The sequence below is a fragment of the Puniceispirillum sp. (SeqCode) genome (genome assembly GCF_965657105.1).
Classification (GTDB): Bacteria; Pseudomonadota; Alphaproteobacteria; order Puniceispirillales; family Puniceispirillaceae; genus Puniceispirillum.
This window is the reverse complement of sequence record NZ_CBFHNB010000057.1, coordinates 1-15069: the sequence shown is the minus strand read 5'-3', so window position 1 is coordinate 15069 and position 15069 is coordinate 1. Positions and strand designations below refer to the sequence as shown.

Here is a 15069-nt window from a genome sequence, read left to right as displayed (position 1 = left end):
CAGCTTTCGATTATACCATTTGTATCAATCGTGGCATGGAACCGTTTTGACGCAAATATGTGATCGGCGGCTTTGATACAGGCAAGCGCATCAGGTGCCAAAGCCATGCACCCGGCTTCGGTAACGCCTATAATGGTGATGTTTTGCGTGGCTTTGCTCATGCTGAGCGCCCAGCGATCACTGCAAGCGCATTCAATGCCGCCGACGCAATCGCTGACCCCCCTAATGTACCATGCAAGGTGATAAAGGGAGGCGCAAATGGTTTTTCTAGCGTGGCATGTTTGGCTACGACAGACCTATCATCTGCCAGAGAGGCCAATGCCATTTTTGACTCAGCCGCACCAATAAAGCCGACAGGAAAGCCAAGTATCAAAGCTGGCCTTACTGACTCATCCCGCATACGTTCAAGCAAACGAAACAAAGCTGTTGGTGCATTGCCAATAACTACGATAGCGCCCTCAAGCTGTTCGTCCCACAGATCAACCGCCGCCGCCGAGCGTGTGGTTTTGTCAGCTAATGCTCTGGCAGGCGTTTGCGGATCGTTTAATGTCACCCGAACTGGGTTATCCGCAGGTAAAAAACGTCGTGTTATCCCCGATGCAACCATTTCACAATCACAAAAAATATGTGCGCCAGCTCGCAAAGCAGCAATAGCTGCCGATATAGAATGAGTATCAATAACAAGCTGTTCAGCCACATCAACCATGCCACACGCATGAATGATACGGATCGCTATTTCGGCGTCATCACCCGAAAAAGCGTCCAGCCGTGCCTGTTCACGAACATGCGCAAAGGATGCGTCGTAAATGGTCTGCGGGTCTTTGATATAGGAATAGGTTGATGTCATCAGCGCCAATCACCTATCTGATTCCTGACTGGATTTAGGTTTATAGTTACGCACCGATTCCGGTCCATGTGGATGTTTTGCATGCGGATAAGGTTGATGCGTATGCCCATGATCGTGGTCGTGGTCGTGGGCATGATCGTGGGCATGGTCATGATCATGGGCATGGTCATGCTGATGGTCACTATCAAGGCGACACGCACCGCTACAGAAGCTGTCACATAATTTACAATCTTCAACATTGCTACCGGGGGCTGAAATTCCTTGCCCCTCGACATGATGATGATGGCTTTCCTGTGCCACACCAACATCAGCTTCAAAACCCAACACCTGCGCACGGTATTTACATAAAGCACAGTTCATATTGTTATTACCATCAATGATCTCACGAACCCGATCAGCAAAAGTTGCAATCACCTTCGGATGGTCATTTAGATAGCTGGCTTTGATAAATTCGATGTCTGGATAATGACCTGCCACCTCGTCAGTAAAGCCATAAATACGGTCAATCAGAATGCCTGAAAATAGGAAATACGGAAACACAACAACACGTTTATAGCCAAGCCGCGCTACATGCTCGAGACATGGCTGGACAAGCGGAAAGGTCACGCCGCTATAGCCAACTTCTGCCCAGCCGAACCCCATACCTTCCCATAGCATCCGGCATATTTTGGAAACATTGGAATTCGCATCAGGATCAGAGGCACCACGCCCGATTACAACAAGGCAAGTCTCAGCAATATCAACCGCGCCATGGGTGGCATTCGCCTCATCAACTGCGGATTTGATCCGATCGCCAGCAGCTTGAAGCATTTGCAGATCGATCGCCAGTTCACGGCCATACTGAATCGTAATATCATGCTCAGCCGCATAGGTGTTCAGCACAGATGGAATATCATTTTTGGCATGGCCAGCCGCAAACAACATGCCAGGCACTGCCAGAACATGCGTCACCCCTTTTGCACGCAATGCATCCAGACCTGTTTTGATCACAGGTGTTGCAAATTCCAGATAGCCATATTCAACAGGCCAATCCGGAAATAATGGCGCCAGCTTTTCTGCTAGGACGGCAAATTCTGTGACCGCAGATTTTGAACGTGAACCATGGCCACATATCATCACACCATATTTTGGTGGTGTGTGCGTTTCATTAACATCATGCATTTTGTGTTGTTCCTTCGGTCACCTCGGGACGTTCGCCCCCATCAGCAACATCGTCACCAGCATTACCACTGGTGGCGTCAGCTGATTTAATATCACTATCTTTTCTTCGTTTACGGTTTATAGCCAGAATGCCAGCAAGGCCGACAGCAAGACCGCCTAGCACGGCACCCGCTATATGGCTATGACCGGCAAATTCGCCGAAATGCCCAATATGCGCAAATGCAGATACGCTACCCATATTCCAGATAATACCGAAACCGAATATCAGCAAGCAGGATTTGTTCTTATACATTCATATCTCACGTCACAAATTGTTACATCATGAAACAGAGGAGATATGTTTTGGATAGAAGCAAAGCAAAAACTAGTAACACAGCCATTTTGCTGCTTCATAGATCTTGGCTCGGGGCCCGGAATTGGATGCCTGATTTAGGTTCACCGCACCGGGATCGCTTTCATCTTGTTCACAAGTCCACCGTCCTTGGTTATGCATACTAGGAAGTTAGAATAATTACAATTACCCATAACCGTCATTAATTAGGTGAATTGCAACAACTACATTGAGCCATATCGCCTATTTGTCCTAATATCACCATGGTAACTTATTGTTAGCGGAACAAATCATCCTGATGCCTTCATTTTCCGACATTGAATTACGTGCGCTTGTTCTTATTGCAGCTATCTTGATTGACAGGATGGTTGGTGAACCTGCGCTGTTATGGCGGCACTTACCGCATCCGGTCGTTTTTTTTGGAAAATTAATCAACTTCTGTGACCAAAAACTGAACCAAAAACGCAGAAAATGGACAGGTAAAAGACGACGTCTGCATGGGCTAATGGCCATATTGATTCTTGTTGTATTTGCTGGCATTGCCGGATATGTGGCATCTTTTGGCGGGCTTCTAGCTGATGTTGTCATCGTCACTATACTCATTGCCGGCAAATCGCTACATGATCATATTGATGCTGTTGCTGTTGCTTTACGCCGCGACATTAGCTCTGCCCGATACGCAGTCAGCATGATTGTCGGGCGACAAACAGATAATCTAGATGAGGATGAGGTAGCGCGTGCCGCCATCGAAACCGGTGCCGAGAACCTATCCGATGGCGTTTTTGCCCCTGCTCTATGGTATCTTGCGCTTGGGTTACCGGGAATTCTTATCTATAAGATAACCAATACAGCTGACAGTATGATCGGTTATAAAAATGCACGTTATCTGGCCTTTGGCTATGGCGCGGCTAAATTTGATGATCTGCTGAACTATGTTCCCGCGCGTCTGACAGCTTTGCTGATCGCGCTTGCTGGTATACTCAATGGCAGATTACGGATTTCTGCCCTGTATCTTATTGCCCCTGATGCCCGCACGCATAGCTCGCCAAATGCAGGCTGGCCTGAAGCCGCTATGGCTTATGCTCTAGGCATATGGTTGGCCGGATCAAGATATTATGGGAATAGGTTAATTGTCGCGCCACGTATGAACCCTGACGGACGTATGGTTGCAAGTGATGATATACAAAGATCGCTTGGAATATTGACCACTGCACAGTTTCTGTTTCTGTTGATCATCACACTGATATTGATATGGCGGCATTTAGCCAGCTAGCGGCGGCCTAAAGACCTGCAATTTTTGCAATTCTATCCATATCAAGATGCGTCGCGATATGATCAGCTAGTTTATCCAGAATTTGATCCACCAGATCATCATAATTAAGCTGACTTTCAATCCCGCCAAGTTGCTGCATAAAGGTACTGCGAAAGTCATTACTGCTGAAAATACCATGAACATAACTGCCCGCGACCAACCCGCTTGACGATACCGCCCCTTCGGGGCGTCCTTCGATCATCAGCAAAGGGCGATCCCTATCATTTCCACGCGTTCTACCAACATGAATTTCATAACCAGAAACCGAAACCCCCGAAGCAGCTGTCGTGGCAGTAACCTGTCTGACGGTTTTGTCATTTGCCAAAAAGGTTTCAACATCAAGCAAGCCTAGCCCTTCGGCTGACCCTACCTTACCCTCAATGCCATAGGGATCATGCACCCAATTACCAAGCATCTGATACCCACCACAAAGACCCAGCACACGCCCACCGCGCCGGACATGATTGATGATATCAGCGTCCCACCCTTGTGTGCGCAGAAAGCCCAGATCAGAGATTGTCGACTTAGAACCAGGAATCAAAATAACATCCGCATCAACAGGCATAACATCGCCTGGCTGAACAAGTGTCAGATCGATATTGGGCTCAGCCGACAAAGGATCAAGATCATCAAAATTGGCAATTCGTTTCAATAAAGGCACAGCAATTTTGAGTGCCTTATCTGACCTGACCATTGATTGTGATGACCCAATATCAAGGATATCTTCGGCTGGCAAAAGCCGCGCATCAGCAAACCATGGTAATATACCAACACCGCCCCACTCTGTATGGGTTTCGATGATTTTCAAACCCTCACTAAAAAGATTAGTTTCGCCACGAAATTTATTGATTAAAAACGCTTTTATTAAATTTGAATCTGCATTATCAAGCACCATATTGGTGCCAACAAGACTAGCAATGACCCCACCTCGATCAATATCTCCGACAAGAATAACGGGGATATCAGCCGCCTGTGCAAAGCCCATATTGGCTATATCACCTGCACGTAAATTGACCTCCGCTGGACTACCTGCGCCTTCGACAATAACGATATCTGCCGTTGCGCAAAGCCGGTTAAAACTATCCATTACGCGCGGTAACAAAGTGGCTTTATGTGTGCCATATTCCTTGGCACGCATACTACCAAAGCGTTTTCCCTGAACGATAATCTGAGCACCTGTATCGGTTTCAGGTTTGAGCAAAACCGGATTCATATCAACAGAAGGGGCAACACGACAGGCCAAAGCCTGCAATGCTTGCGCCCGGCCTATCTCGCCGCCATCGCTAGTCGCGGCGGCATTGTTCGACATATTCTGTGGTTTGAAAGGTCGGACAGTCAGGCCTTGATTAGCAAAATAGCGGCACAGACCCGCGACCAGAACCGATTTACCAACATTTGAGCCCGCGCCCTGAATCATAACGCATGGCGTTGGCGCGTCTGCTGCTGGATGCACAGCGTGATCAACCATTAAAATTCAACACCAATCTGCGCCTTTATACCCGAACGGAAAGGATGTTTTATAAGCGACATATCAGTCACAAGATCGGCAATGTCGATCAGCTCTTCAGCCGCATTACGTCCGGTCAATACAACATGCGTCATGTCTGGCTTTTGTGTTTGCAGGAAGCTGATAACCTCATCAAGCGGAATATAACCGTATCGTAAGGCGATATTGATCTCATCCAGTAAAACCATCCTGTTGCCATCATCCAGAATCAACGCCTTTGCCTTTTCCCAGGCTGCGAGTGCGGCGGCAATATCACGTTCTTTATCCTGCGTTTCCCAAGTAAAGCCCTCACCCATTGTATGAAACTGGCATAGATCGCCAAAATGAGCTGTAATCAGATTACGTTCACCCGTATCCATACCCCCTTTGATAAACTGAACAACAGCACATGGCATCTGATGCGCAATGCAGCGAAAAATCATACCAAAAGCGGCCGAGGACTTTCCTTTGCCTTTGCCAGTATTGATAATAATGAGTCCTTTTTCCTGCGTCTTACTAGCCATGATTTTGTCACGCGCCTGTTTTTTCTTTGCCATTTTGCTGTTATGGCGATCAATATCGTTTGGTGCCTGATTATCGGTCATGTTGCTTCCCCCCTTCGTTTGTCAAGCTCAGCTTGCACGCTATTGCGTCTTGGTGTCCATAGGCCACGGTCGATAGCCTCTTGAAAGCGTGCCAGCATGTCGGCAAAGGCCGCGTCATTGGCCGTTTCAAGAAAATCACGCACGAGGTCATCTTCAATATAGGCTTCATATAAGGCGGAGAAATGATGTTCATCAACCATTCGCGTGGTGGCCGCAAAAGCAAACAGATAATCAACGGTTGCCAGCATTTCAAATGCCCCCTTATAGCCATGCCGCATAGCCCCCTCGATCCATTTAGGATTACTGGCGCGGCCGCGAACAACACGGCTGATTTCTTCGGCAAGGCTTCGGATAACAGGGCGCTCAGGTAATGAGTGATCGTTGTGATATACGGGCACGTCACGCCCTGACAGATGCGCCACGGCGGCAGACAGACCACCCGCAAATTGATAGTAATCGTCGCTATCGAGAATATCATGTTCACGATTATCCTGATTATGCAGCACCGCATCTGACGATGCCAACCGAGCCTCTAGCGCATCACGGGCATCAATGCCTGATAATTGTTCGCCATAAGCATATGAAGACCAGGTCAGAAAAGCCTCGGCAAAATCAGCACGTTGTTCCCAGATACCCTCATCAATCAGGGTTTGCAGACCCGCACCGTAAGCACCTGGTTTGGCACTGAAAATACGCATGGTACTTTGCCGTAACGCATCCTTATGCGGCACACCATTGTCCGTAAGCTTGGTTGTTTCGGCACGGGCAACGGCGGCAAGCGGGTTCTGGTCGTCAGGCTCATCAAGTGCCGCAACAGCCTGAACAGCGCGATCAATCAAACTCATCTGTGCAGGAAAAGCATCGCGAAAAAACCCCGAACAACGTAATGAAATGTCAATGCGCGGCCGACCAAGTACCGCCAGAGGAATAATATCAAATCCTGTCACCCGGCGCGAATTATTATCCCATTCAGGTTGCACACCCATCAAAGCCAGCGCCTGTGCGATATCATCACCGCCAGTTCGCATGTTCGATGTACCCCATGCCGACAGCACCATCGCCTTTGGCCAGTTTCCATGATCAAGCAGATATCGGTCAAGCAACGCATTCGCCGATGCCCAACCCAGACGCCACGCAACCGGTGTTGGTAAAGCCCGGCTGTCAATTGAATAGAAATTGCGTCCTGTCGGTAATACTTCCGGGCGTCCACGTGTTGGCGCACCAGAAGCACCTGCAGGCACAAATTGACCAGCAAGACCGCGTTGCAGCGCATCTCGTTCAGCCTCGCCACATGTGTTTAAGGAGGGCTTAATCACCGTTAATCCATGCGCCAGCACCTTTGCCGATGCTGGCCCCGGCGGATTGATATCACCAGCAACCAGTGCTGCCGCCAACATATCAAGGCGCTCCACTGTATCACCCTGACTTCGCCAGACATTATCAGAGATATCAGCTAGCATGGCTGGTAGAGTTCCCTGCCAAGAAACGGCACGTTCGGCTGTCAAAGGATCAAATAATTCATCACCAATCAATAATTCAAGATCATCCGCCAACGCCCGAAGTAATGAGGCATGCGCCCCCTCACCATCATAACGAGGGGTGCGCAAAATCTGGACCAGCAACGCATTCAGCAGATCAGGCGCTGCATTACGACCAAAAATATGTAAACCATCACGGATTTGCAGTTCCTTTAAGTCACAAAGAAAATTGTCAAGTTTCAGCAGTTTTTCACCAGCATCATCATCAGGAAGAATACCGCAATCTTTGGCCAGGCCAGCGCGCTCAGCATCGGTCAGAATATCGTCTAACAATGCAGCAGAACGCGCTTTATCCATGCCAGCGGCTTCGTAATATTCATCCATTTGTGACTCGATCGCCGCCATCACGCCATGCGAGTCAGCATTTGTCATCGGTGGAGTCAGGTGATCAAGCACAACCGCCGCAGTTCGGCGTTTGGCCTGCGCCCCCTCACCCGGATCATTGACAATAAAGGGATATAGATGCGGCACCGCCCCCAATATAGCCTCAGGATAGCAAGACGCACTCAACGCAAGGGCTTTGCCAGGCAGCCATTCCAGATTGCCATGCTTGCCAAAATGAACCACAGCATCCATGCCCCAAATTTCACGTAACCAGATATAAAAGGCAAAATAATTATGCGGCGGCACCAGATCAGGTGCGTGATAGGTTGCCTTTGGATCGATATTATACCCGCGCGCTGGCTGAACACCGACAACAATATGCCCAAAGGTCAGAATCGGAACGTGGAATAGCTTGCCATCAAACATAGGGTCGTTTTCAATGGCGCCCCATCGATCAATGACAGCGGATTGCACATCATCCGGCAATGACGCAAAGGCGTGCGCATAAACATCATGGGCTAGCGTTATATGGGATTCACGCCCTTGCCATCCGGCATTTGTCGGGCCTTTGCGAAGAGCCGCGATCAAATCGGCACTTGAGTCAGGTATATCAGTGATTGTGTAACCAGCCAGCTGCAAATCACGCATCGCCTGAAATGCGCTTTCCGGCGTATCAAGCCCAACCCCATTGGCAATCCGCCCATCCTTATTTGGATAATTAGCGAGGATAAGAGCGATCTTTTTATCAGCCGGCTGTTTATAGCGTAATGCACACCATTTTGCGGCTAAGCTTGCCACGAAACGGGCACGCTCTGGCACCAGCACATAATGCGTTGTCATAGCATGTGTAACAGGATCCTTGCTTAGCGGCTTTTTAAAGGCGATGGCACGCGATAAAATCCGCCCGTCCAATTCAGGCAAAGCCACATTCATCGCCAGATCCCGCGCGGTCAGACCTGCCGAATTTTCCTGCCAGTCAGAAACACGGTTTGATGCCAGAACCACCTGAAAGACCGGCGCATCAACGGTGCCAAAAGGCCCTGCCGAGCGCATATTCTGCTTGGCTGGTTGCATATTATCCATTGCCGAGGGATCAGATACAGCAAAAGAGGTCATATTTAAAATCACATCCGCTTTTGCGGCATGAAGGCATTCAGCAACGATACTGGCTGATTGGGCTTCCTTAAGACTCGATACAAAGATTGGTAGTGGATTCATACCAGCTGTTTCACAAGCCTCTATCAACCCGTCAATGGGCGCCATATCTCCAGCTTGCATAAGGGCCCGATAAAACACCAATGCCGCGATCGGCCTTTTTTGATCCCCCCATTGTGAACGAATGGTATCAAAATCCGGCACATTACAATCCGGCCAGTAAAACCCTGCCCGAAGAAGTGGTCTAGCAGGCGGTGCGTTCTGGGTATTGTCGGCAATATCGTAAAGACGCAGGAAAAAACTTTCGGCATTCATCAAGCCACCACCATCAAGATACGCGGCAAGGTCAGCGCATAGTGCGGCATCAACCGAGGATAAATAATCAAGTTCGGCATCTGGTTTGCCATCACCTGAAATGAAAATGACTTTAATATCAGTGGTTTGTGATAGCTGACGTAATTGCTGTGTACCATATGACCAGTAAGACGCCCCGCCAAGCAAACGAACAACAATAATACGCGCTTTGGCCGCTGTTTTTTCGATATATAAATCAACCGAATAGGGATGTGTCAGACTGAGGTAATTGGCGATGCGTATATCACCAATAGCTGCATTTTTTAGTTTTAATGACGCGGCCGCATTAGCCAGCAAGCTGACCTCGGTATCAGCCGAAGATAAAATGACAATATCACCTGGGGGCTGGGCTAGATCGACCGCCTCTTCAGAGTCATATAAGGCACCACTTTCATCAATTTTAAGAAGATGCATCAGCCAAACTACCGCCAAGCTGCGTTGCGATTGCCGCCCCATCAAGCCCAGCCAGACCAATCACAACAAGCTTACCGACGCTGGCCTCGGTATCACGCGCATAATAGCTATCCACACGTTTGCCAACAGCCTGCACAACCAGAGGTAATGCTTTGCCTGCTTCCTGTAAACGACCCTTGGCACGCAGAACACCATGTTGACCAGCCAGTTCGGCTAGCTGGGCGGTAAATGTTGCTGCGCTATCAATCAACCCCATCGAAATGATAAAAGAGGCAAATTCATCATGGCCGTGTTCATGTTCATGTTCATGTTCGTGATGATGATCCGGATCATCGTCATGATGATGGTGGTGGTGGTGATGTGCATGTTCGGCGCGCGCATGCGCCTGGTCTTCCATATCCAGCCCCAGGATCGCATCGATAGGGGCAACGCCGCCAGCAACCGAAATAATGGGCGTTGGTTCGTCAAGATGGCGTTCAACCATGGACCGCGCCTTTGCCGCACCGTCATCATCCAACATGTCGGCTTTTGAAATGACAATCAGATTGGCTGCGGATATCTGATCTTCGAATAATTCATCAATCGGGCTTTCGTGATCAAGTTCCGCATCCGCCGCGCGCTGGGCTTCGAGCGCCTCAAGATCATGGGCAATCCCCCCCATGGCCAGCGCTGGCCCATCAACCAATGTAACAACCCCATCAAGCATTACCCGCGATTTGATGTCTGGCCAGCCAAAGGCCTGAACCAGCGGTTGCGGCAAAGCCAGACCCGATGTTTCGATCACGATATGATCGGGGGGTGGATCCTGTGCCAGTAATGTCTGAATACTGGGCAGAAAATCATCAGCTACCGTGCAACAGATACAACCATTCGCCAGTTCGATAATATCTTCAGCACGGCAGGAATCGGCACCACATTCCTGTAACATGTCGCCATCCATTCCAATATCCCCAAACTCATTCACAATCAGCGCCAGCCGCTTGCCATTAGCCTGCATGATAATATTACGAATAAGCGTGGTCTTTCCCGAACCAAGAAAGCCGGTGATAACAGTTGCAGGAATACGGGTTTGTGACATGAAAACCTTCTTTGATTTGATATTAGAGATAACCAACTATAAAAGGCAGAACTGCGTTCTGCCTTTTAACGCATTGCGTTAGGATGCTACATCGCCGGGAAAACCAGCCCTTCGACCAGCTCGACCATATAGGCAACGCCTACACCAGCCATCAAAGCACCTGCCAAACGCGGCTGAAGTGATGCGGCTGAGGTCGCTTTCCACATATTGACAGCAACATAACCAGCTAACAGGGCAATCGCCATCTGCACAAGGCCAAAGCCAGCAAGATAGGCAATGATCGGGGTTGCTTCGGCACCAACGACTGCGGCACCATATGCCCACCCATGGAACAAACCAATGACCGCCGCACCCATTGTCATCGGCACAATTGATGTCAGCTTACCGCGCATGGCAATAACGCCTGCAATAATGACAGATGCTGTAATCACAAGCTCTGCGAATGGAAGTATAATTGCAGAGACGGTCATCATAGTTCCGGCCATAGTGCCCAGCACGAAGCCAGCAGGCATGATCGCACGCTGTTTATGAAATGCCGCGATAAGACCAATGGCTACGACAAAAGCAAAATGATCAAACCCGATGACCGGATGCCCTACACCTGACAAAAATCCATGCAACAAGGTTTGTGGCACGTCACCACCAAGCGGGTGATGCGCAAAGGCACTTGTTAGGGCCATAGATGAAAACGCGATTGCTAAAGCAAGAATTCTATGCATTTAGGTACTCCCAAAATTAAGCCCTCAGGCTGTTGCGGGGTACATTGATGACGGCGTACCATAATGGACGACATCTTCACGGCACTCCCCGACCGATTGAATCCGTATTTCAAGGCAGGTCTCCTGGCTTATGGCCAATTGTTCTCCGGCCTTCCCAGTGCTTTCAAGGCTAACCTTGGCAGACACCAGTGGCATTTCGAAGAACGACCAGTTCACAGTCGCGGGGACGGCTATGGAGTCGGATGGCTTGTTTCATCCTTAACCATATTCCCTTTTTAAGGCATGATGCTTGGCATCAAAGCCACCTCTAATACTGTTTAAAGTGTTCTCACAATACGATGAAAGAAGTCAACCAATTGCGTCATCGTTTAGCCTAACTTCGCCAGATTTGAATTGAATTATGTAACCTATCCATTTCAGCCCTGTCGCGTGGTAATCCAAAACGCATCAAGTCCGGCCATTCACGGTATATGCGTGTCCAGATTCCTGTCTGTGCAAGATGCTCATGCAAGGACAGCGCATCGGCATCACGGATCGTTTGAAACAGGAATGTACCGCCGATAATGCTCAGATTCGTATTGACCAGAATTTTTGCCAGTTCTGCTGACTGCTGTTCCAAAACGCCTTTGTGACTTTGGATCCAGTCATCATCCTGTAATGCCAAGGTTCCTGCCATTAAAGCCACATTATTCACCGCCCATGGACCCAACATGCCACGTATAGCATCGCTGTAGGCTGGTGATGTCATGGCAAAACCCAGTCGCACGCCAGCCAAACCAAAAAACTTTCCAAATGAACGCAAGTGAATGACGCAGGAATAATTCGATAATTCAGCAAAAACTTCTGCTCCTTCAGCATTATCCAGAAAGGCACCATCAATAATCAGCAGACCACCCTTGCGTTCAATTTTCGACGCCAGAGCATTCAAATCTTCATATCTGTCACCTGTGGGGTTATTTGGAAAAACAACGACCGCGTGATCAGCTTCATCCGGCATCACATCACCATCAACAATATTATGCCCAGCATCTGCCCAGCAATGGGCATGCTCATTGTAAGTAGGCTGGCGAATCCAGACAGTTCCGGTGTTCACAAGCCGTGGGATAATTTGCAAGAATGCCTGTGTGCCAGCCCCTGCCGTAACAGTTAGCTGTTCAGGCACCCTATAGGCATGTCGTGCGGCGTGAACGCAGGCCGTGAGCGAAGCAGCCGTTGGTAACGCTTGCAATGTGTCAACGGTAATGGGTGATAACGGATAGATAAACGGACTTATACCTGTCGAAAGATCAAGCATATCATCCGGTGCAAAGCCATATTGGGCTGCGGCAACGTCACTATTTCCACCATGCTCACGCATCAAAAGCCTTTATGCCCCCATCAAAGGTGATGTCACCAATCTCATCGCCTTCCCAATTTCGAAGAATAGGTGTGAAAAAGGGATCAAGCGATGCTGAAATATCATACCCAATCGCATGTAAAACCGCACCAAGCGCGACTTCGGTAGCGCGTGTTTGCCCATCACGACATTTTATCATCACGCCCAGACCCAGTTCATGAAGGGCTGCGGCATATACGCCCTCGGCTCCGGTCTTGCCTGTGATGCGGGTGCCAAAGGCGGTGGCAAGCGCGCTGCAAAGTCGCCTGTCTCCCGCCAGCAAGAGTGGGGCGGATGCAATGCCACGGATAATGCGCATGCAGGCCTCAGCCCTGTGTGGTGGTAATTGATCATGATCGGCAAATAAGGCAAAAGCACGAGCCCAATTGCCCAATGGCGCACTGACTGCTGGCGCGCCGCACCCGTCAAATCCATGCGCATAACTCAATATATCAACACCTGTCATGGCATCCAAAACACCAATAATCGATTGTTGAACCGGATGTGTAATGTCCGCATAGCCGTCGATGGTCACGCCCATCAGCTTTGCTAGAATCAGCATCCCACTATGTTTGCCGCTACAATTGTTATGAATACGTTCAGGCGTTTTTAAATTTTGCACCTGTTCAACCATAGCATTGCGTTCAATCGACCAATGACCCCCGCAAATAAGACAGCTTGGTGCCAGATCAAATTTTTGAAGCAATTGCGAGACCGCCGCACTATGTATTGGCTGACCATTATGGCTTGCACAGATGATTGACCAATCTGAATCATCAATAGCTGGACTCATTTGACCTTGTGCATATTTTTCGGCCAAAGCAATCGCTTGAAGCGGCTTCATTGCCGAGCGCGGAAAAATAGGCCGCTCGACATCACCCAATCCGATAATCACCTTTCCATCTGCGTCGCATACGGCAATATCAACCGCATGATAACTCTCTAAAGAGTGGTTACGATTAACCTTCACAATAAGCGGCTCAACGCTGTGTAAGGGTAATGTCTGACGAGGTGTTATAATCTGGGTCATGGGGCACCTATATCACGATCATTTGTCAGCCAAAACATCATTTATGATTTGCGCTTCATCGCACGGGATAATTCAGCATGCGAAAAATCTTTAAGGGCGACCGTCACGCGACCACACATATAGCGCCATTTAATCCTAGCACTTCATCCAAAACACCAAACCCGGATAAGAATATTTGTCTCCAGTGGGTCATATCCGATGGCGATAATATTGAGGCTTCGGCAGAGATCACAGTTCACTCACTTCAACAAAAGGCAAATGCCACAGGTATTTTGACAGCAGAACGCATACATCATACAACAGGATTATCGACCTGCCGATCAATTCGCGCCAATTTATAGTGGAAATTTGTCATGCGCCATTATTTCATCACCGGAGTCAGCTCAGGCATAGGGGCTGCGCTAGTATCAGCCTTGAGTCCACATGCAAAAATCACTGGCGTTGCAAGGCGTCGGGATCGGCTTGACGCTCTGGCAAACAAAAATGATAATTTTCACCCTATCGCCGCCGATGTCACCGACCAAAAAGCGATGCAGTCCGCGGTCAAGGATGCGATAAAGACCTATGGTTCGATTGATGTAGCTATCCTCAATGCTGGGATCTATACCCCACAAGATGGAAGCAAGATTGATCCAGCCGTTTTTCAACAGCATATGGATGTAAATTATATGGGCGTTATTAATGCGCTAGCGCCAATAGTTGCTGATATGACTGACAAAAAACAAGGGCATATAGCCATTACGTCATCTGTTGCTGGATGGCGAGGGCTCCCTAAATCAGCCGCCTATGGCCCCACGAAAGCCGCGCTTATTTCCCTAGCCGAGTCGCTTTATTTCGATCTAACGCCAAACGGGATCAAGCTACAGGTCATCTGCCCCGGTTTTGTTGAAAGCGAAGCCACTGCCATCAATGATTTTGAGATGCCTGATTTGTTAACAAGCGAACAAGCAGCGACACACATTCTCAACGGATTGGAGCATGACGATTTCATTGTTGATTTTCCAAAATCATTTAACCGCAAAATGAAGTTTCTGAAGTATCTGCCAGATCGGCTATTTTTCAAATTTGTCGCGCGGCAAACCGGACATAAAAAACAGTCATGAAAACAAAACAGCACACTGATATTATTCAAGCCTATGTCGCCGCCTTTACCAATCTGCGCAGTGATAATATCGACACGCTTTTAGCACTGGTTAATAATGATATTCGCTTTAGCGATCCATTCAATGATGTTCAGTCTAAAGACAGTTTTGGCGCCATTTTTGAACATATGTTTAAAACCTGCGATGATCCGCGTTTTACCGTTACGGATATCGCTTATTCGGATCAGCTAGCATATT

13 protein-coding genes and 1 riboswitch are annotated in these 15069 nt (G+C 48.7%); of the genes, 3 read left to right on the top strand and 10 right to left on the bottom strand.

Features of this window, described 5'->3' with window-relative positions; translation table 11 throughout:
• Window positions 1–157: 157 nt before the first annotated feature.
• The 3 genes from ACTF7Q_RS08445 to ACTF7Q_RS08435 are packed head-to-tail and all read right to left on the bottom strand — an operon-like array spanning window position 158 to window position 2300.
• Window positions 158–847: a precorrin-8X methylmutase gene (locus tag ACTF7Q_RS08445; protein ID WP_438997403.1), complete on the bottom strand. Its 690-nt coding sequence runs from the start codon at window positions 845–847 to the stop codon at window positions 158–160.
• A gap of 9 nt (window positions 848–856) precedes the next feature.
• A complete protein-coding gene (locus ACTF7Q_RS08440) occupies window positions 857–2008 on the bottom strand; it encodes a sirohydrochlorin chelatase (RefSeq protein WP_438997402.1) in 1152 nt (383 codons plus the stop codon).
• A complete protein-coding gene (locus ACTF7Q_RS08435; protein ID WP_438997401.1) occupies window positions 2001–2300 on the bottom strand; it encodes a DUF6732 family protein in 300 nt (99 codons plus the stop codon). Before ACTF7Q_RS08435 ends, ACTF7Q_RS08440 begins: the two co-directional genes overlap by 8 nt.
• A 337-nt stretch (window positions 2301–2637) precedes the next feature.
• On the opposite strand from ACTF7Q_RS08435, the gene cbiB reads away from it, so the two are divergent.
• Window positions 2638–3612, top strand: a complete 975-nt coding sequence (gene cbiB / locus ACTF7Q_RS08430; protein ID WP_438997400.1) for an adenosylcobinamide-phosphate synthase CbiB — start codon at window positions 2638–2640, stop codon at window positions 3610–3612.
• A 7-nt stretch (window positions 3613–3619) separates the two neighbouring features.
• Here the strand turns inward: cbiB and ACTF7Q_RS08425 are convergent, their stop codons facing one another.
• From ACTF7Q_RS08425 to ACTF7Q_RS08395, 7 genes are all read right to left on the bottom strand, one after another.
• On the bottom strand, window positions 3620–5119 hold the full coding sequence (locus ACTF7Q_RS08425; protein WP_438997399.1) for a cobyric acid synthase: 1500 nt from the start codon (window positions 5117–5119) through the stop codon (window positions 3620–3622).
• Window positions 5119–5742 carry a cob(I)yrinic acid a,c-diamide adenosyltransferase gene (cobO, locus tag ACTF7Q_RS08420; RefSeq protein WP_438997398.1) on the bottom strand — a complete coding sequence of 208 codons (624 nt, stop codon included), beginning with the start codon at window positions 5740–5742 and terminating at the stop codon, window positions 5119–5121. Before cobO ends, ACTF7Q_RS08425 begins: the two co-directional genes overlap by 1 nt.
• Window positions 5739–9527: a cobaltochelatase subunit CobN gene (gene cobN / locus ACTF7Q_RS08415; RefSeq protein ID WP_438997397.1), complete on the bottom strand. Its 3789-nt coding sequence runs from the start codon at window positions 9525–9527 to the stop codon at window positions 5739–5741. Before cobN ends, cobO begins: the two co-directional genes overlap by 4 nt.
• The gene (cobW, locus tag ACTF7Q_RS08410) at window positions 9514–10605 is read right to left on the bottom strand and encodes a cobalamin biosynthesis protein CobW (protein ID WP_438997396.1); all 1092 of its coding nucleotides are present in this window, start codon (window positions 10603–10605) and stop codon (window positions 9514–9516) included. Before cobW ends, cobN begins: the two co-directional genes overlap by 14 nt.
• Before the next feature lie 86 nt (window positions 10606–10691).
• Window positions 10692–11324 (bottom strand): HupE/UreJ family protein, encoded by a 633-nt coding sequence (locus tag ACTF7Q_RS08405; RefSeq protein ID WP_438997395.1) that lies wholly within the window; start codon window positions 11322–11324, stop codon window positions 10692–10694.
• Between the two features lie 96 nt (window positions 11325–11420).
• Window positions 11421–11648, bottom strand: a riboswitch (cobalamin riboswitch).
• Between the two features lie 49 nt (window positions 11649–11697).
• Window positions 11698–12681, bottom strand: a complete 984-nt coding sequence (locus ACTF7Q_RS08400; protein ID WP_438997394.1) for a threonine-phosphate decarboxylase — start codon at window positions 12679–12681, stop codon at window positions 11698–11700.
• On the bottom strand, window positions 12674–13729 hold the full coding sequence (locus ACTF7Q_RS08395) for an asparaginase (protein WP_438997393.1): 1056 nt from the start codon (window positions 13727–13729) through the stop codon (window positions 12674–12676). Before ACTF7Q_RS08395 ends, ACTF7Q_RS08400 begins: the two co-directional genes overlap by 8 nt.
• A gap of 353 nt (window positions 13730–14082) precedes the next feature.
• Between ACTF7Q_RS08395 and ACTF7Q_RS08390 the strand changes: the two genes are divergently transcribed.
• Window positions 14083–14832 carry an SDR family NAD(P)-dependent oxidoreductase gene (locus ACTF7Q_RS08390; protein ID WP_438997392.1) on the top strand — a complete coding sequence of 250 codons (750 nt, stop codon included), beginning with the start codon at window positions 14083–14085 and terminating at the stop codon, window positions 14830–14832.
• On the top strand, window positions 14829–15069 hold a 241-nt coding region (locus tag ACTF7Q_RS08385), incomplete at its 3' end, for a nuclear transport factor 2 family protein (RefSeq protein ID WP_438997391.1). The genes ACTF7Q_RS08390 and ACTF7Q_RS08385, both read left to right, overlap by 4 nt.

What these genes read in the sequence shown, in the direction of transcription:
- ACTF7Q_RS08445 (WP_438997403.1), bottom strand. Translation starts at nt 847, where the DNA reads ATGACATCAACCTATTCCTATATCAAAGACCCGCAGACCATTTACGAC.
- ACTF7Q_RS08390 (WP_438997392.1), top strand. Translation starts at nt 14,083, where the DNA reads ATGCGCCATTATTTCATCACCGGAGTCAGCTCAGGCATAGGGGCTGCG.
- ACTF7Q_RS08425 (WP_438997399.1), bottom strand. Translation starts at nt 5,119, where the DNA reads ATGGTTGATCACGCTGTGCATCCAGCAGCAGACGCGCCAACGCCATGC.
- ACTF7Q_RS08405 (WP_438997395.1), bottom strand. Translation starts at nt 11,324, where the DNA reads ATGCATAGAATTCTTGCTTTAGCAATCGCGTTTTCATCTATGGCCCTA.
- ACTF7Q_RS08440 (WP_438997402.1), bottom strand. Translation starts at nt 2,008, where the DNA reads ATGCATGATGTTAATGAAACGCACACACCACCAAAATATGGTGTGATG.
- cbiB (WP_438997400.1), top strand. Translation starts at nt 2,638, where the DNA reads ATGCCTTCATTTTCCGACATTGAATTACGTGCGCTTGTTCTTATTGCA.
- ACTF7Q_RS08435 (WP_438997401.1), bottom strand. Translation starts at nt 2,300, where the DNA reads ATGTATAAGAACAAATCCTGCTTGCTGATATTCGGTTTCGGTATTATC.
- cobW (WP_438997396.1), bottom strand. Translation starts at nt 10,605, where the DNA reads ATGTCACAAACCCGTATTCCTGCAACTGTTATCACCGGCTTTCTTGGT.
- cobN (WP_438997397.1), bottom strand. Translation starts at nt 9,527, where the DNA reads ATGCATCTTCTTAAAATTGATGAAAGTGGTGCCTTATATGACTCTGAA.
- ACTF7Q_RS08395 (WP_438997393.1), bottom strand. Translation starts at nt 13,729, where the DNA reads ATGACCCAGATTATAACACCTCGTCAGACATTACCCTTACACAGCGTT.
- cobO (WP_438997398.1), bottom strand. Translation starts at nt 5,742, where the DNA reads ATGACCGATAATCAGGCACCAAACGATATTGATCGCCATAACAGCAAA.
- ACTF7Q_RS08400 (WP_438997394.1), bottom strand. Translation starts at nt 12,681, where the DNA reads ATGCGTGAGCATGGTGGAAATAGTGACGTTGCCGCAGCCCAATATGGC.